This is a genomic window from Helicobacter cetorum MIT 99-5656 (assembly GCF_000259275.1).
In the GTDB taxonomy this organism is placed as follows: domain Bacteria; phylum Campylobacterota; class Campylobacteria; order Campylobacterales; family Helicobacteraceae; genus Helicobacter; species Helicobacter cetorum.
In genome coordinates this window covers 423962-443414 of record NC_017735.1, presented here as the reverse complement: position 1 = coordinate 443414, position 19453 = coordinate 423962, and the positions used below count along the sequence as shown (strand labels likewise).

General features: G+C 35.5%; 16 protein-coding genes and 1 pseudogene. 12 read left to right on the top strand and 5 right to left on the bottom strand.

What is annotated here, in order from left to right:
- Positions 1-9: 9 nt before the first annotated feature.
- On the top strand, positions 10-810 hold the full coding sequence (dprA, locus tag HCD_RS02130) for a DNA-processing protein DprA (RefSeq protein ID WP_014658971.1): 801 nt from the start codon (positions 10-12) through the stop codon (positions 808-810).
- Positions 807-1214: a Holliday junction resolvase RuvX gene (gene ruvX, locus HCD_RS02125; protein ID WP_014658970.1), complete on the top strand. Its 408-nt coding sequence runs from the start codon at positions 807-809 to the stop codon at positions 1212-1214. Before dprA ends, ruvX begins: the two co-directional genes overlap by 4 nt.
- Positions 1215-1285: 71 nt before the next feature.
- Here ruvX and HCD_RS02120 read toward each other — a convergent pair whose 3' ends face one another.
- From HCD_RS02120 to pyrG, 5 genes are all read right to left on the bottom strand, one after another.
- Positions 1286-2443, bottom strand: coding sequence for an N-6 DNA methylase (locus HCD_RS02120; RefSeq protein ID WP_014658969.1), 1158 nt, complete (start codon positions 2441-2443; stop codon positions 1286-1288).
- On the bottom strand, positions 2440-3024 hold the full coding sequence (locus HCD_RS02115) for a restriction endonuclease subunit S (RefSeq protein ID WP_014658968.1): 585 nt from the start codon (positions 3022-3024) through the stop codon (positions 2440-2442). Before HCD_RS02115 ends, HCD_RS02120 begins: the two co-directional genes overlap by 4 nt.
- Before the next feature lie 411 nt (positions 3025-3435).
- Complete coding sequence (locus tag HCD_RS02110; protein WP_014658967.1) at positions 3436-4332, bottom strand: RluA family pseudouridine synthase; 897 nt, start codon at positions 4330-4332, stop codon at positions 3436-3438.
- On the bottom strand, positions 4332-5879 hold the full coding sequence (recJ, locus tag HCD_RS02105) for a single-stranded-DNA-specific exonuclease RecJ (RefSeq protein WP_014658966.1): 1548 nt from the start codon (positions 5877-5879) through the stop codon (positions 4332-4334). Before recJ ends, HCD_RS02110 begins: the two co-directional genes overlap by 1 nt.
- 14 nt (positions 5880-5893) lie before the next feature.
- Positions 5894-7510, bottom strand: coding sequence for a glutamine hydrolyzing CTP synthase (pyrG, locus tag HCD_RS02100; RefSeq protein ID WP_014658965.1), 1617 nt, complete (start codon positions 7508-7510; stop codon positions 5894-5896).
- A 271-nt stretch (positions 7511-7781) separates the two neighbouring features.
- On the opposite strand from pyrG, the gene HCD_RS02095 reads away from it, so the two are divergent.
- The 10 genes and pseudogenes from HCD_RS02095 to HCD_RS09515 all read left to right on the top strand — a co-directional run bounded on the left by HCD_RS02095 (position 7782) and on the right by HCD_RS09515 (position 19398).
- Positions 7782-8465, top strand: coding sequence for a phosphatase PAP2 family protein (locus HCD_RS02095; protein WP_014658964.1), 684 nt, complete (start codon positions 7782-7784; stop codon positions 8463-8465).
- Between the two features lie 49 nt (positions 8466-8514).
- Positions 8515-10218 carry a flagellar basal-body MS-ring/collar protein FliF gene (gene fliF, locus HCD_RS02090; protein WP_014658963.1) on the top strand — a complete coding sequence of 568 codons (1704 nt, stop codon included), beginning with the start codon at positions 8515-8517 and terminating at the stop codon, positions 10216-10218.
- Between the two features lie 3 nt (positions 10219-10221).
- A complete protein-coding gene (gene fliG, locus HCD_RS02085; protein WP_014658962.1) occupies positions 10222-11253 on the top strand; it encodes a flagellar motor switch protein FliG in 1032 nt (343 codons plus the stop codon).
- Entirely contained in the window at positions 11246-12022 is a 777-nt protein-coding gene (gene fliH / locus HCD_RS02080; RefSeq protein WP_014658961.1) for a flagellar assembly protein FliH, read from the top strand. Before fliG ends, fliH begins: the two co-directional genes overlap by 8 nt.
- A 7-nt stretch (positions 12023-12029) precedes the next feature.
- Positions 12030-13874: a 1-deoxy-D-xylulose-5-phosphate synthase gene (dxs, locus tag HCD_RS02075; protein ID WP_041594874.1), complete on the top strand. Its 1845-nt coding sequence runs from the start codon at positions 12030-12032 to the stop codon at positions 13872-13874.
- Positions 13875-13899: 25 nt separating this feature from the next.
- Positions 13900-15690, top strand: coding sequence for a translation elongation factor 4 (gene lepA / locus HCD_RS02070; protein WP_014658959.1), 1791 nt, complete (start codon positions 13900-13902; stop codon positions 15688-15690).
- Positions 15691-15693: 3 nt separating this feature from the next.
- On the top strand, positions 15694-16623 hold the full coding sequence (dcm, locus tag HCD_RS02065; RefSeq protein ID WP_014658958.1) for a DNA (cytosine-5-)-methyltransferase: 930 nt from the start codon (positions 15694-15696) through the stop codon (positions 16621-16623).
- Positions 16616-17087, top strand: a pseudogene (locus HCD_RS09290) (group I intron-associated PD-(D/E)XK endonuclease). The gene dcm and the pseudogene HCD_RS09290 overlap by 8 nt, the downstream one beginning before the upstream one ends.
- Positions 17088-17158: 71 nt before the next feature.
- Entirely contained in the window at positions 17159-19138 is a 1980-nt protein-coding gene (locus HCD_RS02050) for an AAA family ATPase (RefSeq protein ID WP_014658956.1), read from the top strand.
- 95 nt (positions 19139-19233) lie between these two features.
- Positions 19234-19398, top strand: coding sequence for a hypothetical protein (locus HCD_RS09515; RefSeq protein ID WP_227624868.1), 165 nt, complete (start codon positions 19234-19236; stop codon positions 19396-19398).
- Positions 19399-19453 lie beyond the last annotated feature (55 nt).

The following is a 19453-nucleotide window of genomic DNA, read 5'->3' as shown; positions in this document are numbered from 1 at the left end:
GAATAACTGATGAAAAGCAACTTTCAATACCATGTTTTAGAGAGCATTCCTAAAGCCTTTGACATTCTCAAAGACCCCCCTAAAAAACTCTATTTTGTAGGCGATACTGAGCTTTTAAACGCACCTTTAAAAGTGGCTATTGTAGGCACAAGAAGACCCACCCCTTATAGCAAACAACACACCATCACTCTAGCTAGAGAGCTTGCTAAAAGTGGTGCAATCATTGTGAGTGGGGGAGCGTTAGGAGTAGATATTATTGCTCAAGAAAATGCCTTGCCTAATACCATTATGCTCTCGCCTTGTAGTTTGGACTTAATCTATCCTGCAAGCAATGCTAAAATCATTCAAAAAATCGCTCAAAATGGCTTGATTTTAAGCGAATATGAAAAAGACTCTATCGCTCATAAAGGCTCATTTTTAGCTAGAAATCGTCTGGTTATTGCATTAAGTGATGCAGTCATTATTCCGCAAGCGGATTTGCTTAGTGGCTCTATGAGCAGTGCAAGATTGGCTCAAAAATATCAAAAGCCTTTGTTTGTTTTACCCCAACGCCTAAATGAAAGCGAAGGCACTAATGAGCTTTTAGAAAAAAATCAAGCTAAAGGCATTTATAACATTCAAAATTTTATTAACACCCTTTTAAAAGATTATCATTTGAAAGAATTAGATATAGCCAAAGATGAATTTTTAGAATATTGTGCGAAAAACCCTAGCTATGAAGAAGCGTATCTAAAATATGGCGACAAGCTTTTAGAATACGAATTATTAGGCAAAATCAAGCGCATAAATCATAGCGTGGTGTTAGCATGATTTTAGCATGCGATGTGGGGCTAAAACGCATTGGTTTAGCCATTCTTTTAGAAGGGGTTATTTTGCCTTTAGAGTCGATTTTACGCAAGAATAGAAATCAAGCCTCTAAGGATTTAAGCCATTTATTGAAAGAAAAGGGCGTTACAACTCTAGTGGTGGGTAAGCCTAGCGAAAGTTATGTGGATACAAACATTCGCATTAAGCATTTTATTACGCTTTTAGACTTTAAGGGCGAAATTGTTTTTATCAATGAAGATAACTCTAGTATAGAAGCCTATGAAGATTTAGGGCATTTAGGCAAGAAAAATAAGCAAATCGCCCAAAAAGATGGGCGTTTGGACTCATTAAGTGCGTGCAGGATTTTAGAACGCTATGTAAAATCTTATTTAATCAAAATTCAATAGCACAATAAATGGTAACGCAAACATCGTTATAACAATGTAAAGTAAAACAATATAAGTTAAAATTTTCATAACTATCCTTTCACATTAAATTCTTCTAAGCAGAGACGGATTTCATTTTGCAATTGAAACCATTGGTGTTTGATAACTTCAATATTTCTTGCAGTCTCTTTCACATCAATTTTTTTCTCTTCTCTTGCGTTTATATAGCGAGCAATGTTTAAGTTATAGTCGTTCTCTCTGATTTTTTCTAAGTTGGCTAAAAACGAGTATTTTTCCTTGGTCTTTTTGTCCTTATGGGTGGATATAATTTCTTCAATGATTTCATCATTGAGCTTAACCCCATTTTTTTGTTTCACATAGCTTTGACTAGCATCAATAAAGAGAATGTCTTTAGTAGATTTCTTTTTGTTAAAGATAATTATACAAACAGAAATATTTGTGGTTGGCAATAAATTAGTGGGCAAGCCTATAATGGTTTCTATGAGATTTTCTTCAACAAGCTGTCTTCTAATTTCTTTTTCATGAGCCTCTCTAAATAATACACCATGAGGAACGACAACCCCCATTTTGCCTTCATCTTTAAGAGAGCTTAACATATGCAATAAAAAAGCGTAGTCGCCGTTATTTTTAGAGAGAAGATTCCAGTGGCATCGTTGGTAGTGATTTTCTTGTAGGGCAGGGGGTTGTATTTTAGAAGCAAAGGGTAAGTGAGAGATAGCATAATCAAATTTGTTTAAGATATTGTTTGTAGAATGCAGTGGTTTAAAAAGAGTGTCTTCACATTCAATATAAAAATCTTTGATATGGTTTAAATGCATGTTGATTTGGCATAATGTTGCAACAAAAAGACTTCTTTCTTGTCCGTATAGTTTTACATGACTATTGGCTTCTCTTTTCATTTGTATGAGTAGAGAGCCTATCCCACAAGCGGGGTCATAAATGCTACTATCTTTTGTTGGTTCAAGGAGTTTGGCTAAGAGAATGCAAATTTCTTTGGGGCTTGTAAAATCCATGTTTTTTTTGTTGAAATTATTAACGATAAAGTCTTTTAAAAGCCCACTATCTGGCAAATGATGTTCTGTGGAAATTCTAGGCTTAGCTTTTATTATTTCTAAAATTTCATTTAAGCTATCAATAGATTCTTTTTCTAAGAAATCTTTTAGTGGTTTTGTAAGGTAATTTTTAGAAAGTTGACTATCATTGATATTAGATAAGAGAATGGGTTTCATTGTTGCTCCTTGTTTAAGGTTTCTAGCAACAAGCCTTGCATTAGATTTTCTTTTTCTGTAAGGAGTTGCAAAAGAAGTGTATTTTCTTGATAGATGAGTGTTTGTAAAGTGGCAATTCTATCTTGGATTTTTTTGGGCGGAAGATTAATCTTAATTTGTCCTAAGTTAGAGATATTAAGCATAGCAATAGTTGAGCCTTGAGAAAATAAGGCTTTATTAGTAAAGGGGGAGTTTAGATACAGACATAAAAAGAGAGGGTTAAAAAGGTCGGTGTATTTTTTTTCAAGTCTAATAACAACAGCGATTGATGAAATAATGGTTTCATAACGAGGTGTTTCTCTGATATACACCGCTGTGTGTGGTTCTCTCATGCTCATTAAAATGTCATTTTGTTTGAGAAAAAACTCTTTGGGTATTTCACAGGTAGCTGTGAAGTCGTCTGTTAAAGACTGATTATAGTATCCATTTTGATTGAAAGATTTTAGAGAAATTACTTGGTAGGTTGTTGTGGAAATATCAAGAGATTTTTTTCTTCCAAGAATGAGACCTGTTTTAATTGTAGCAATTTCATTTAGTGTCATGCTCATCCTTTCTACTTGAAAAATTATAGTTGGACTTAGTATAGTAGAATATGTTTGTTAAGTCAAGATAAAAACCTATTTGTGGTAAAAAATAAAAAGGAATAGATTCATGAATGAATTATTTTATATAATTTTATAAGAGATAATACTATCTATTTTAAACTTAATTGATAAAAAATTTAAAAATAAGCCACACAAATGATTTATTGATGTCTAATTGAAATTGATATAATATATTTTTTGAGCCTTGAATTTATATCAATCAAGCTTAGGTTTTGAATTTCAAAAACAGCCAAATTCACTAGATTGTGGTTAAGGAGTGTTTATTTTGAATCAATAAAGCTTAGATAATTAAAAACTAATTGAATAAGACTTCTTAAGAAAATCGCATAACTATATGTGGAAGCATTTTCAATTTAGGGTATTTTGTTGTTTTAAAAATTGAATAAAGCGTTCAGGCATTTGAGAAATTAGCCTATAGCTCGCCCCTTTAAATTCAAAGTCCAAGCTAGTTGCATGGAGCATGAGTAGTGGGGCATTATTTTCACGCTTTAATCTTAGATATTCTCTGGCATTTTCATCACTCACCCCATAAAGCCCTTCGCCTACAATTCTATGACCCACGCTACTTAAATGCAAGCGGATTTGGTGCGTGCGTCCGGTGAGTGGGGTTACTCTAATTAGGCTCGTATCCAAAAAGGCATTGTAGGTTAATGGTTCAACAAGCGTAATTGAAGGCTTGCCTAAAGGAGAAATGCAAGAGCGGATACGCAAATCTTTTTGAATGTTTTGTGGCACTAAGATAGGCTTATTGATGTGTAATGATTGCGTGATTTTGCCATGCACTAAGGCTAAATAAGTTTTTTTAACAAGTTGTTGCATAAAAAGCGTTTTTAAGGCTTTAGTATTTTGCAAATTCTTGCCTACTAGGACTAACCCGCTGGTTTCATAATCTAGTCTGTGGGCTGGGTGGGCGTTTTTACCAAAATGAGACTGAATGCAATCTAGCAAGCTTTCATGGTAGAAATAGCCCTTAGGGTGGGTATAAACTTGAGCGTTTTTATTAAACACGCCAAAGTCTTTGGTTTCAAAAACAAGCTTTTGAATGTTATTTGTAGGCTTAAAATAGGTTAAGCTCGCTATGCCTTGAATAATTTGAGATTTTTTAACCACTCTATGATTAATTTTCAATCGCTCTTTATCAATATGGCGTTGAGCTTCTTTGAGTGAGCATTTTAAAATATCACGCACAAAAAATAAGGCTTTTGTGGGTTTTAAAATTTCAAATTCTTCTTCAATAAAAGGCACTACAATAAACTTTTAACAAACATCTTAGGCTCGTTAGAATACTCATCTAACTCCACGCTAAAAAGCACACTAACTTTTTCACCCACTTTCAAAAATCGCTCAGCGCAAAAATAAATAGCATCTTTCACACATTCATTATCTCTAAAGCGCAAAATCTGATGGCTTTCTTTAACAATCTTTTCTTCTATGACTTCTAAATTTTGAGCTTTAAATAAAGGTTCTGGGTTTTCTTGTCCGTAGGGTTCGCCTAATTCTATAATTTCTAAAAGCTCTTTATCAATATCCTTAAGGCGTAGTTTTAGGGGGGTTTCTTTTTCATGGGTGGGCAATACTTTGAAATCAAAACTTTCTAAGGTTTCAAAGAGTAACACTAGATTTTCTTTTTCAATGCTCAAACCACAAGCTTGTCTATGCCCCCCATAGCCAAGCAATAAAGAAGAAACCCCACAAAGAGCGTCAATTAAATCAATATTTTGAGAGCTGCGACCACTCCCTTTATACACCCCATCTTTAAAGGTCAAAACCAGGCTAGGTTTTTGAGTGGCTTCTACTAATTTTGACGCCACAATGCCAAGCACCCCTTCATGCCAATTGTCCTTGAAAGCCACGACAATTTTTTTACCAATCATAGCACGCTCATAGGCTTCTTCAAAAACCTGTTGTTGAATGATTTTACGCTCCAAATTGCATGTTTTTAAGCGTTCATACAAAGAGTAGCAATCTTGCATATTATTTGTGTTTAAAAAATCTAGGGCAAGTTTTGGGTCTTGCATACGGCCTGCAGAGTTGATTAAAGGGGCAATATTGAAAGAAATATCGCTAGCTTTCAAAGAGCGTTTTCTAAAAACTTCTTTTTGACGCAAGAACCCCATAGCCCCTAAAGATTCTTTTTGTAAAAAATACAAGGCTTTAGAAACTAAAAAGCGGTTGAAAAAGGTTAGGGGCATCATATCAGCAATTGTAGCCACTCCAGCTAGGCACAATAATTCGCTAGAATGGCTTTTTTCTTTTTCTAAAAGTTTATGAATGCCATAGCATAAATAGAACGCCACTAAGGCGCCGCACACTTCTTTTTGCACAAAAGCACAATCAGGTTGTTGGGGGTTAATCACTGCATAGGCATTAGGCACTTCATTATTATGCAAGCAATGATGGTCTGTAATGATGAGAGTGTAATTTTTTTCTTTACAAAAATCTGCAGCTTCAAAGGCACTAATGCCATTATCCACCGTGATAATCAAGGGGGCGTGGTGTTTTTCTAAGAATTTTTTAGAAATTCCATAGCCATCAATGAAGCGATTAGGAATAGCAAAACGAACATGCCCATAGCCCAAACTCGCAAAAAATTTTGCCATAATCGTAGAGCTAATGATGCCATCTGCATCATAATCGCCCACTACTAAAATCTCTGTATGCGTTTTTATCGCTTCTATGATTTTGAGCGCTCCCTTTTTTAGGTCTTTAAACAAAAAGGGGCTAGGAAACCCTTTATCATAGGCGATAGAAGCCACTTGCTCTTTGATTTGAGCCTTAAGCTTTTGTTTCATCTCTTGACTATAGATTAGGATTTATAAAGAGCGTTCTTAATGAAATCCAAAATAATAGGGTTAGGACTTTGTAACCTAGAAGTAAACTCTGGATGAAATTGCACACCCACAAAGAAAGGGTGCTTTTCTAATTCAATGGCTTCTACTAAATCATTAGCCCCTACGCCCACTACCTTTAAGCCTTGAGACTCCCATTGCTCTTTATACTTGGGATTGACTTCATAGCGGTGGCGGTGGCGTTCTTTAATACTTGGTTTTTTATAGGCTTTTTCTAGTAAGCTATTTGGCATGATTTCGCATTGATATTCGCCTAATCGCATGGTGCCACCCAAAGGCGAATTGTAGGTGCGAACCTGTTTGTGGTTATTTTGGTCAATAAAATCTTCAATCAAATACACCACAGGGGTTTGGCAATTTTTGTCAAACTCTGTAGAATTGGCTTCTTTTAAGCCCAAAACATTTTGGCAAAATTCAATAATGGCTAGTTGCATGCCCAAACAAATTCCTAAGAAAGGCAATTTTTCTAATCTAGCCCTTTTTATCGCGCATATTTTTCCTTCAATGCCCCGTTCTCCAAAGCCTCCAGGAACTAAAATCGCATCAATCTCATCTAAAGGGGTCTCATCATTAAAATCTTCGCTATCTAACCATTTAATCTCTACATGTGTATCTAAATGCGCCCCTGCATGGATTAAGGCTTCTATGAGAGACTTATAAGATTCTTTTAGGCTTAGATACTTACCTACAAAGCCGATTTTCACTTTGTGTTTAGGGGCGATAATCTTTTCTACTAGAGTATTCCATGCTGCCATTTTGGGGTGTAGTTTATTCAAATTAAAGCGTCTAGCAATGGGAGTCAAAATACCTTCTTGTAAAAAATGAATAGGGCATGCATAAATGCTTTTTGCATCGGTGGCGACAATCACGCTGTCTTGTTCTACATCACAACTTAAAGCGATTTTCTTTTTCAATTCTTTATCTAGTGGCTTAGGTGAACGGGCTAAGATAATTTGGGGCGTTACTCCAAGTCGGCGTAATTCTTGGACTGAATGTTGCGTGGGCTTAGTTTTTAATTCATGAGTGGTTTGAATATAAGGAATCAAAGTTACATGCACATTAATCACTCGCTCGCTTCCTAGCTCTAATTTAAGTTGGCGGATAGCTTCTAAGTAGAACATGCCTTCCATATCACCCACGGTTCCGCCCACTTCAACAATTAAAAAATCTAGTCCTTTAGCGGCATGTTTAATACGCCTTTTGATTTCATCGGTTACATGAGGCACTATTTGAATGGTCTTGCCTAAATATTTACCTTTTCTCTCATTTTCTATCACGCTTGAAAAAATTTGTCCGGTAGTGAAATTATTCAAACGGGTGAGATTTTTGTTTAAAAAACGCTCATAATGCCCTATGTCTAAATCCGTTTCAGCCCCATCGCTAGTTACAAACACTTCGCCATGCTCTAAGGGACTCATCGTGCCTGGGTCAATATTAATATAAGGGTCAATTTTTAAAATAGAAACTTGGTAGTTGCAATGTTGCAATAAAGTTGCAATTGATGATGAAGAAATACCCTTTCCTAGAGAGCTTAAAACGCCCCCTGTAACGAATATAAATTTGGCTCTATCCATAAGTTATTGTGTTCCTTTTGATTTTTACTTCTCAAATTGTAGTCTAAAAAGGGTTAAAAAGCTTTAAAAGAGAGCAAAAATTGATGTCTTTTAAAAAAAATAAAAATAACCGATAATAAATCCTTAATTTTTCAGTTTCTTATTAGCTATTTTTTACTAGAATAAAAAGCTCTTATGTGTTTAAATATGATTGTTTAAAATCTTTAAGAGCCATTTTGAATTTCATTGAGTATAAATTTTGATATTAACTAGCTAAAAGGGTTTTAAAATAATGACTGAAAATTCTCTCAAAAATGTGCAATCTAAACCATTTTTATTACTGCAAATTAAGGCTCTTTTTCTTTTAGGGGTTGTTTTTAGCGTGCTTTTTGGACTTATTGCTTACTTGGTTCTTTTTAATCATATGAGTTTGATAGATAATGCGATTTTTAGTTTAGTGCGTTCACACCCTTTTGATTCTAACCCTACTTTAGCTCAAATAGTCAATTACGCTACTTTCTTAGGCTCTTCTAAATTTGTGTTGCCCTTGAGTTTGTTAGTGGGGGTATTTTTAAGTCTCTATCGTAAAAAATTAGTGCTTGGAGTGTGGTTTGTGCTTAGTATTGTGGTAGCTGAAGCTGTTTTAAAGTTTTTAAAGCATCTCATTGCACGCCCTAGACCAAACCCTGATGAGTGGCTTTCAAGTCCGCATGGCTTTAGCTTTCCTAGTGGGCATTCGCTTTCTAGTGCCATTTTTTATGGGCTAATTATCTTATTATTACCCCATTTTATTTCTCATAAAAAAATTAGAAATACTCTCATCTATAGCTTGCTTTTCTTCATTCTCTTAATGGGGTTAGCCCGCATTTATTTAGGGGTGCATTATCCTAGCGATGTTTTAGGAGGTTTTTGTTTAGGGGCTTTAGGGGCTTGTTTTTCTGTAGGGATTTATTTGAGCGTGTTTAAGAGAATTTAAATCATATCATTAGAATGAAAAAGCTAAAAATTTTATCAAGGTTCTAGCATTGGACTTCAAAGTATTGTTGCAACAAATTGTTAATTTTTTTATCAAACTGAATAAGAAGCAAAAGATTGCTCTCATTTCAGCGGGAGTTTTGGTTACAGCGTTGCTTGTTTTTTTGTTGCTCTACCCTTTTAAAGAAAAAGATTATGTTCAAGGGGGCTATGGAGTCTTATTTGAAGGGCTAGACCCTAGCGATAACGCTTTAATCTTGCAACACCTTCAACAAAACCAAATTCCTTACAAAGTGCCTAAAGACACTACCATTCTTATTCCTAAGGATAAAATTTATGAAGAAAGAATCACTTTAGCGTCTCAAGGCATTCCTAAAACGAGTAAAGTAGGTTTTGAAATTTTTGACACTAAGGACTTTGGGGCGACTGATTTTGACCAAAATATCAAGCTCATTCGTGCGATTGAAGGCGAATTATCTCGCACGATTGAAAGCTTAAACCCCATTCTTAAAGCTAATGTTCATATTGCAATTCCAAAAGAGAGCGTGTTTGTCTCTAAAGAAGTGCCACCAAGCGCATCGGTTATGCTAAAGCTTAAGCCGGATATGAAGCTTTTACCCACCCAAATTTTAGGGATTAAAAATCTTATTGCTGCTTCAATTCCTAAGCTCACTATAGAGAATGTGAAAATCGTGAATGAAAATGGCGAGCCACTAGGCGAAGGCGATAGCTTAGATAATTCTAAAGAATTAGCCTTAGAGCAATTACGCTACAAACAGAATTTTGAAAATATTTTAGAGAGTAAAGTGGTCAATATCTTAGCCCCTATTGTAGGGGGTAAAAATAAAGTAGTAGCAAGGGTTAATGCGGAGTTTGATTTTTCACAAAAGAAAAGCACTAAAGAGACTTTTGACCCTAATAATGTGGTGAGAAGCGAGCAAAATTTAGAAGAGAAAAAAACAGGCACGCCTAAAAAAGAAGTTGGGGGAGTGCCAGGAGTGGTGAGTAATATCGGTCCTGTACAAGGGCTAAAGGATAATAAAGAGCAGGAAAAATACGAAAAGTCTCAAAACACGACTAATTATGAAGTGGGTAAAACTATCAGCGAGATTAAGGGCGAGTTTGGCACTTTAATACGATTAAATGCCGCTGTTGTCGTGGATGGTAAGTATAAGGTCGTGCTTAAAGATGGCGTAAGTGCTTTAGAATATGTGCCCTTGAGTGATGAATCGCTTAAAAAAATTAACACTTTAGTGAAGCAAGCCATAGGCTATAGCCAAAATAGAGGCGATGATGTGGCGGTGAGTAATTTTGAGTTTAATCCTATGGTGCCTACTATTAATAATGCTACCTTGACAGAGAAAATTATCCATCAAGCTCAAAAAATCTTAGGGCCTTTCACACCTTTAATCAAGTATGTTTTGGTGTTTGTGGTGCTATTTATTTTCTATAAGAAAGTGATTGTGCCTTTCAGTGAACGCATGCTTGAAGTGGTTCCTGATGAGGATAAAGAAGTGAAGTCTATGTTTGAAGAGATAGACGAAGAAGAAGATGAGCTGAATAAATTTGGCGATTTGAGAAAGAAAGTAGAAGACCAGCTAGGGCTTAATGCAACCTTTAGCGAAGAAGAAGTAAGATACGAAATTATATTAGAAAAAATTAGAGGAACTCTAAAAGAGCGTCCTGATGAAATCGCAACGCTTTTTAGACTCTTAATCAAAGATGAAATTTCTTCAGATGGAACAAGAGGTTAAAAAATGGCAATCAAGCTTACCCCTAAACAAAAGGCTCAATTAGATGAACTTACCATGAGTGAAAAAATTGCCATTTTACTCATTCAAGTAGGTGAAGACACAACAGGTGAGATTTTAAGGCACTTAGACATTGATTCAATTACGGAGATTTCTAAGCAAATCGTGCAACTAAATGGCACAGATAAGCAAATTGGTGCGGCGGTTTTAGAAGAGTTTTTTGCTATTTTTCAGTCTAATCAATACATCAATACCGGTGGCTTAGAATACGCTAGAGAGCTTTTAACTAGGACTTTAGGGAGCGAAGAAGCCCGCAAGGTTATGGATAAGCTTGCTAAGAGCTTGCAAAGTCAGAAAAACTTCGCTTATTTAGGAAAAATTAAGCCCCAGCAACTAGCCGATTTTATTATCAATGAACACCCTCAAACCATTGCATTGATTTTAGCTCATATGGAAGCCCCTAATGCAGCTGAGACCTTGAGCTATTTTCCTGATGAAATGAAAGCAGAGATTTCTATTAGAATGGCAAATTTAGGCGATATATCGCCTCAAGTAGTCAAGCGAGTTTCTACCGTTTTAGAAAACAAATTAGAATCGCTTACCAGCTATAAAATTGAAGTGGGTGGCTTAAGAGCGGTGGCTGAAATCTTTAACCGCCTAGGTCAAAAGAGTGCTAAGACCACTTTGGCTCGTATTGAAAATGTAGATAATAAGCTTGCTAGCGATATTAAAGAAATGATGTTTACTTTTGAAGATATTGTGAAATTAGATAATTTTGCCATTAGAGAGATTTTAAAAGTAGCGGATAAAAAAGACTTGTCTCTTGCTTTAAAAACTTCTACCAAAGATTTAACGGATAAATTCTTAAGCAACATGAGTAGCAGAGCCGCAGAGCAGTTTGTAGAAGAAATGCAATATCTAGGGGCAGTTAAAATCAAAGATGTGGATATTGCTCAAAGAAAGATTATTGAAATCGTGCAGAACTTGCAAGAAAAAGGCATTATTCAAACGAGTGAGGAGGATGATGTAATTGAATAGTCAAGAAAATTTAATTCAAAAAGACAATTTAGATAAGCATGATATTCAAAGATATGAGTTTAAGAGCATGGCAAACTTGCCCCTTAAAGTTAGCACCTCATCTAGTGGTGTTTCTTTGGAGACCCCTACTCAAAAAGAGCTTTTGGAAAAAAAAGTTGTAGAAAATGATTTGATAGATTGTTTGTTGAGAAAGACTGATGAGTTATCAAGCCACTTAGTAAAATTGCAAATGCAATTTGAGAAAGCTCAAGAAGAGAGTAAATCCTTGATTGAAAATGCTAAAAACGATGGCTATAAAATCGGCTTTAAAGAAGGCGAAGAAAAAGCTCGCAACGAGCTAGTTAATAGCGTCAATGATGAAAAAAACCAACTCTTACATGCTATCACTTCCTTGCATGAAAAAATGAAAAGCTCACAGGAGCACTTAAGTGCTTTAGAAAAAGAATTGAGTGCGATTGCAATAGACATTGCTAAAGAAGTGATAGTAAAAGAAGTAGAAGAAAATAGTCAAAAAGTAGCCCTTGCTTTAGCTGAAGAATTATTAAAAAATGTCATTGATGCAACCAATATCCATTTGAGAGTTAACCCCTTAGATTATCCCTACTTAAACGAACACTTGCAAAATGCCTCAAAAATCAAGCTAGAAAGTAATGACGCTATTGCTAAGGGGGGTATTGTGATTGATAGCTCTAATGGGAGCATTGATGGGAATTTAATGAATCGCTATAAAACCCTTAAAGAAAGCGTTTTGGATAATTTTAAGGTATAGCGTTTTGATTAAAAAACAAACTTTTAATTTAAACCTTGATGATATTGAGAATTTGCAAGAAGTGTGTGCAACATTACGAGAGCGTATTTTAGAAGTAGTGAGCGCTAATGGAGGCCATTTAAGCTCATCTTTAGGAGCGGTAGAGCTAATTGTGGGTATGCATGCGATGTTTGATTGCTTGAAAAACCCCTTTATTTTTGATACTTCTCATCAAGCTTACGCCCACAAGCTTTTAACCAATCGTTTTGAAGAATTTAGCACTTTGAGACAATTTCAAGGCTTAAGCGGTTTTACTAAACCCAGTGAAAGCGCATACGATTATTTCATTGCTGGGCATAGTTCTACTTCTGTTTCTTTGGGCGTGGGCGTGGCTAAAGCTTTTCATCTAAAACAAGAAAGCGGCATTCCTATAGCTTTGCTAGGCGATGGAAGCATTAGTGCGGGGCTTTTTTATGAAGCCTTAAACGAACTAGGCGATAGAAAATACCCTATGATAATCATTCTCAATGATAATGAGATGAGTATCAGCACGCCTATTGGAGCCTTATCAAAAGCCCTTAGCCAGCTTATGAAAGGCCCTTTTTATCAATCCTTTCGCTCTAAAGTCAAAAAAATTTTAAACACCTTACCAGAGAGTGTGAATTACTTAGCAAGCCGTTTTGAAGAATCTTTTAAGCTCATAACCCCTGGCGTGTTTTTTGAAGAACTAGGTATCAATTATATAGGACCTATTAATGGGCATGACTTAGAAGCTATCATTGAAACCTTAAAATTAGCCAAAGAGCTTAAAGAGCCTGTTATTATCCATGCCCAAACTATCAAGGGTAAAGGTTATGAAAAAGCTGAAGGTAAATATGAAAAATGGCATGGCGTAGGGCCTTTTGATTTAGATACCGGTTTGTCTAAAAAATCTAAGAGTGCCATTTTATCGCCCACTGAAGTGTATTCTAACACCCTTTTAGAATTAGCTAAAAAAGATGAAAAAATCGTAGGCGTAACTGCTGCAATGCCAAGCGGAACAGGCTTAGACAAGCTTATTCAAGCTTATCCTTCACGCTTTTTTGATGTAGCCATTGCCGAACAACATGCCCTAACTTCTAGCAGCGCTATGGCTAAAGAAGGTTTTAAGCCCTTTGTAACTATCTATTCCACTTTTTTACAACGAGCCTATGACCAAATAGTGCATGATGTTTGTATTTCTAGCCTACCTATTAAACTCGCTATTGATAGAGCGGGCATTGTGGGCGAAGATGGCGAAACGCACCAAGGGCTTTTAGATGTGGCATATTTACGCTCCATTCCTAATATGGTCATTTTTGCTCCACGAGACAATGAGACTTTAAAAAACGCCGTCCTTTTTGCGAACGATTATCAAATAAGCCCTTGTGCGTTCCGCTATCCAAGGGGGGCGTTTGTGCTAAAAGATAATGTTTTTAAACCTAGTGAATTTGTTTTAGGACAAAGTGAATTATTAAAAAAAGAAGGCGAAATTCTACTCATAGGCTATGGCAATGGCGTAGGAAGAGCGCATTTAGTCCAGCTTGCATTAAAAGAGAAAAACATAGAATGCGCTCTTTTAGATTTAAGGTTTCTTAAGCCCTTAGATAAAAATCTAAGTTCAATGATTGCTCCCTATAAAAAGCTTTATATTTTTAGCGATAATTACAAGCTTGGCGGGGTAGCTAGTGCGATTTTAGAATTTTTGAGCGAACAAAATATCTTAAAACCTATCAAAAGCTTTGAAATCTCTGATGAATTTGTCATGCATGGAAACACCGCCTTAGTAGAAAAATCCTTAGGCTTAGACACAGAAAGTTTAACTAACGCTATTTTAAAAGATTTAGGACAATAGAATGAAACAAACCTTGCAAATCCCTATGAAGAATATCCGCAACTTTTCCATTATCGCTCATATTGACCATGGCAAAAGCACCTTAGCGGATTGCTTAATTAGTGAATGCAACGCTATTAGTAATAGAGAAATGACTAGTCAAGTTATGGATACTATGGATATTGAAAAAGAAAGGGGTATTACGATAAAGGCTCAAAGCGTGCGTTTGAATTACACGCTTAATGGAGAAGATTATGTGCTAAATCTCATTGACACCCCAGGGCATGTGGATTTTAGCTATGAAGTGTCTCGCTCTTTGTGTTCATGTGAAGGGGTGCTATTAGTCGTGGACGCTACTCAAGGCGTAGAAGCACAGACTATTGCAAATGTGTATATCGCTTTAGATAATGATTTAGAAATTTTACCCGTGATTAATAAGATTGATTTACCTAATGCAAATGTTTTAGAAGTCAAACAGGATATTGAAGATACGATTGGCATTGATTGTGCTAACGCTAATGAAGTGAGCGCTAAAACTAAGCTTGGCATTAAGGACTTATTAGAAAAAATTATCACTACCATTCCAGCTCCTAGTGGCAATCCTAATGCCCCCTTAAAAGCACTCATTTATGATTCATGGTTTGATAATTATTTGGGAGCGTTAGCTTTGGTGCGCGTAATTGATGGAAATATCAGCACAGAGCAAGAAATTTTAGTAATGGGAACGGGTAAAAAACACGGTGTTTTAGGGCTTTACTACCCAAATCCTTTGAAAAAAATTCCAACTCTTAGTTTAGAGTGTGGGGAAATTGGTATTGTAAGTTTAGGGCTAAAGAGTGTTACTGATATTGCGGTAGGCGATACTTTAACAGACGCTAAAACACCCACAACTCGGCCAGTTGAAGGCTTTATGCCAGCTAAACCCTTTGTCTTTGCAGGGCTTTATCCTATAGAAACTGATAGATTTGAAGATTTAAGAGAAGCGTTACTCAAACTCCAGCTCAATGATTGCGCTCTGAATTTTGAGCCTGAAAGCTCAGTTGCACTAGGCTTTGGCTTTAGGGTAGGGTTTTTGGGCTTACTCCATATGGAAGTGATTAAAGAGAGATTAGAGAGAGAATTTAGCCTTAATCTCATCGCTACCGCTCCTACTGTGGTGTATGAAGTGCATTTAACAGATGGCAGTATCAAATATGTCCAAAACCCTAGCGAATTGCCCCCTGAAAACAATATCGCTTGTATCAAAGAGCCATTTGTTAGAGCGACTATTATTACCCCTAGCGAGTTTTTGGGTAATTTAATGCATTTATTAAATAATAAGCGTGGCATTCAAGAAAAAATGGAATATCTAAACCAGTCTCGTGTCATGCTCACATACTCGTTGCCTAGCAATGAAATTGTTATGGATTTTTATGACAAGCTCAAATCTTGCACTAAAGGGTATGCGAGCTTTGATTATGAGCCTATAGAAAATAGAGAAGGTAATTTAGTCAAGCTTGATGTGAGAGTGGCGGGCGATATTGTGGACGCACTCTCTATTATAGTAGATAAAAACAAGGCGTATGAAAAGGGGCGTGCTTTAGTAGAGGCAATGAAAGAGCTAATCCCACGCCAGCTTTTTGAAGTCGCCATTCAAGCCAGTGTAGGTAATAAAGTTATTGCAAGAGAGACTGTAAAATCAGTCGGTAAGAATGTAACGGCTAAGTGCTATGGGGGTGATATTACACGAAAAAGAAAGCTCTTAGAAAAGCAAAAAGAAGGTAAGAAACGCATGAAAGCTATTGGTAAGGTAGAGCTCCCCCAAGAGGCGTTTTTAGCGATATTAAAGATTGATTAAAACATGAAGGTAGGCTCACTTTTTGCTGGAATTGGGGGGTTTGAATGTGCGTTTAAACAAGTGGGTTTTGAAATCCTTTGGGCTAATGAATTAGATAAAGATGCATGCAATACTTATAGAACTAATTTTAAACACAAACTTTTAGAACAAGACATTAAAAGTTTAAATCCTAATGAGTTAGAAAATGTGGAGCTAATAAGTGCTGGGTTTCCTTGTCAAGCGTTTAGCATTGCAGGGTTACAAAAAGGGCTTAATGATGAAAGGGGGGCGATTGTTATGGAGTTATTTCGCATTATTCAAGCTAAAAAGCCACAAGTTTTATTGTTAGAAAATGTAAAAAATTTAGCTCGTCATAATAAGGGAGAGACCTTAAATCTCATTTTAGAGACTTTGAAAAATTTAGGCTATTTTGTGTATTATAAAATATTGAATACTTATGAATATTCTACAATACCACAAAATAGAGAGCGAATTTATATCGTAGGATTTTTAGATAAAAAACATTACGAACGCTTTAATTTTCCTTTAAAAGTTAGCCATACGCAAAGCATTAAGGACTTACTAGAAGTCAAAGTAGACAATGAATTTTATTATCAGCAATATAATTTTTATGATATTTTAAAGCAAGAAATCACAAAAAGGGATACTTGTTATCAATGGCGTAGGCATTATGTTAGAGAGAATAAAAATAATCTTTGTCCTACTCTCACAGCAAACATGGGGACAGGGGGACATAATGTGCCTTTAATTTTAGACAAGCAAGGTATAAGAAAGCTTACACCTAGAGAGTGTTTAAATTTTCAAGGTTTTACTAAAGATTATGTTTTACCTAATGTTACTAAAAGCAAACTCTACAAGCAAATCGGTAATTCTGTGAGTGTGCCTGTGATTAAAGCTTTAGCATTAGAAATTAAAAAGGTTGTTTATGGATAATAACATGCATAAAACTTGGGTGATTAATTTAACTGGTATTGACAAGGGGATTTTTCGCACCATGAATGGCAACGCTGATGAGATAATTGCTATAGGGCGAGTGATAAAAGCTGGTTTTCCTTGTTCTAGAGTAGATGTTACAAATGCAAAGTATGATGCCATTGTAGATTTAGGGGGTAAGCAAAAATTATTAAGAATACAGATTAAAGGCACAGGGGGAGAGAGCTTGAATTTCACAGGGGGTTATAGAAGTGGGGTTCAAATTGATAGAAACGCTCCTAAACGCACTTATAAATATACTAAAAAAGATTGTGATTTAATTTTAGGGATAGACACAAGAACAAGCGAGTGTTACATTATTCCTATTGAAGACACGCAAGAATGGGGCAATACAAAGAGCTTGTCGCAACTTCAATCTTACAAAGAAAAATTGGCACATTTTGATTGACTTGGCATTAAAGTAACAAAGTGTTTTCTTGTATCAAGGTTGGTATTTGGTATAATAGACAAATTTAACAAAGAAGGGAAGTTTTATATGAGTAAGCACTCAAACAACACAAAAGAAAAAGAAAATAAGGCACAAGTTACCCCCCCCCCCACAAGTAACCATGAAAATGTAACGCCCAAAGAAGTAACCACACGCTTTTTAGAGGTTAAGAATTTTAGGAATATTGGTGTTAAAGACGAGCAAGAAAAATGCGAAAGATTGTATCTTAACAATTCATTTGGCGATAAATTAGGTGGTTTGGTTCTTGTTATAGGTGAGAATAATACCGGTAAGAGCAATTTGTTGAAAGCTTTAGGGTGTTTTAGCGAGCATTTAGATGAGTTTAAGAAACATTGCACCCCTAATTACTTAGGCTTTGAAGATACAATCACACATTTAGGGTTGTGTATAGAAGAAAAGAAAGATAAAAAGAGTGAGAATAAGGCGAGTATAGAAATTGAGCATGATAAAATTTCGTATTCTTTAGCTCCAGAGACCGAACAACTTAAAAGCGTTTGTTTTAAGGTGCTTAATAGTTTAAACTTGGAAACAAGCATTCAAGAAGACTTTACAAACAAACTCAATCGCACTAGCAATGCAGATAATCTGCTACAACTTTTTAATGAAATTTTGCGTTATCGAGATAATGAAAAATCCAATGACATAAAAGAACAATTTGAAAAGAATTTGACTGTTTGTAAGACAAGATTAAAGCAGGAATTAGAAAAAATTACTAATCAATTAGACCGCTATCTCAATTCAACTGAAAAGTTGGAAAAGTTGATAGAAACTATTTGTGATGAAGACACAACATTAAAAGACATGCAGGAGAATTTAGCCAAATTCAAGCAATTTGCAAATGATTATGTCAATCAAATCAATCGTAGTTATACTAGGATAAATCCCCCAACTTTCCCCACAATCAATTTAAAAGAGCCTATTTTAAGTTCACATGTGGATTATGAGAGTATGGAAAAAATTTTAAAAGATTATCCTTTGAATAAAATTGGGTATTTCTTGCATTCTAAACTCGCTCAAGTCATTTATTACAAACCTACAACAAGTTTTAGCTCCAAAGATTTAATGACAACGCCAAATGGTTTGACCGAAAGCAAGTTTTTTAATCTTTTGTTTAACGCTGTCAATAAAAATGCTTTTGAAGAAATAAAGAACGCTTATATCAAGGCTAAGGATAAATCAGAAGGTTATCTAAATCAAGCAGGAAGAAAGTATGAAAAGCTTATCAATGAAAAAATTTCTAAGCATTTCAATCAAATGTATTTTCAAAATAAAAATGAAGATTTGTATTATGAATTTGATTTTAAGTTAGATAGCCAAAAAGTCTCACTCTCACTATTTAAGCGAAACAAGAAAGGTGGAGAGGAAGTTTTAGAATTAGACCACCAAAGCGAAGGGTTTAGGTGGTATTTTGATTTGTTTTTCAACCTTTTATGCAGTTCTAGTTTAAAACCTAATTCTATTGTTTTAATGGATGAGGTAGGCTCTAATCTCTCTGTGCCATCTCGCATAGAGTATCGCAATTTTTTAAAAAAGTTGGGGCAAGAAAAAGGGATTACCTTTGTTATCAGCACGCATGACCCCTTTTTGGTAGATGCAGACCATTTAGATGAATTAAGGATTTTAAGCCTAGATAGAGATTTGCGTAATGTGAATATCAATCATTTTTCATCTGTCAGTCCAAATGATAGCGACTCCTTAAAGCGTATCAAAAAGGCTTTGGGAGTGGAAAAACGCCATTTAATTGGCTCAAAATGCGTGTTTGTAGAAGGCATTAGCGATTACAATTATCTAAGTGTGTTTAAATTGCTCTATGAAAAAGAAAAAGAGAAACCTTTAAACATGGTGTTTTTACCCATTAATGGCTTGGGCAAAGATGACGCACAGACTGAGGTAATATTGCAAGCTCTAAGTCAAGATGAAACCCATGCAATCTTATTGGTAGACAGCGATGAGAGAGGAAAGCTTGTGAAAAAATCAAAAACGATTTACAAAACCATGACAAGTTAAAAAACCCTATTGATGTCTTTAAGCTAAGTGCATGCGAGCCAAATTTCAAAAATATTGAAGATTTATTTAGCCAAAAGGACAAAATCAAATTTGATTTGGAAAATAAACACTCTGGCTCACACATCGCCTATACGAGTGCTTTGAAAAATGACTTGCTTTCAAATCCTGATTTGGTAGAAAAAGAGAGCAAAGAAAATTTTTACAAGCTTTTAGAATGGTTGCAAGATTTAATCACTCCTAATGAGCATGCAAAAAAGTAGAAAATCATGCAAAGGCTCAAAATTGTGAGTTCGTTGCAAAATAAGATAGCTTGAA

Coding starts and splice junctions, on each gene's coding strand:
- dprA (WP_014658971.1), top strand. CDS start 10: ATGAAAAGCAACTTTCAATACCATGTTTTAGAGAGCATTCCTAAAGCC.
- ruvX (WP_014658970.1), top strand. CDS start 807: ATGATTTTAGCATGCGATGTGGGGCTAAAACGCATTGGTTTAGCCATT.
- HCD_RS02120 (WP_014658969.1), bottom strand. CDS start 2,443: ATGAAACCCATTCTCTTATCTAATATCAATGATAGTCAACTTTCTAAA.
- HCD_RS02115 (WP_014658968.1), bottom strand. CDS start 3,024: ATGACACTAAATGAAATTGCTACAATTAAAACAGGTCTCATTCTTGGA.
- recJ (WP_014658966.1), bottom strand. CDS start 5,879: ATGAAACAAAAGCTTAAGGCTCAAATCAAAGAGCAAGTGGCTTCTATC.
- pyrG (WP_014658965.1), bottom strand. CDS start 7,510: ATGGATAGAGCCAAATTTATATTCGTTACAGGGGGCGTTTTAAGCTCT.
- HCD_RS02095 (WP_014658964.1), top strand. CDS start 7,782: ATGACTGAAAATTCTCTCAAAAATGTGCAATCTAAACCATTTTTATTA.
- fliG (WP_014658962.1), top strand. CDS start 10,222: ATGGCAATCAAGCTTACCCCTAAACAAAAGGCTCAATTAGATGAACTT.
- lepA (WP_014658959.1), top strand. CDS start 13,900: ATGAAGAATATCCGCAACTTTTCCATTATCGCTCATATTGACCATGGC.
- dcm (WP_014658958.1), top strand. CDS start 15,694: ATGAAGGTAGGCTCACTTTTTGCTGGAATTGGGGGGTTTGAATGTGCG.
- HCD_RS02050 (WP_014658956.1), top strand. CDS start 17,159: ATGAGTAAGCACTCAAACAACACAAAAGAAAAAGAAAATAAGGCACAA.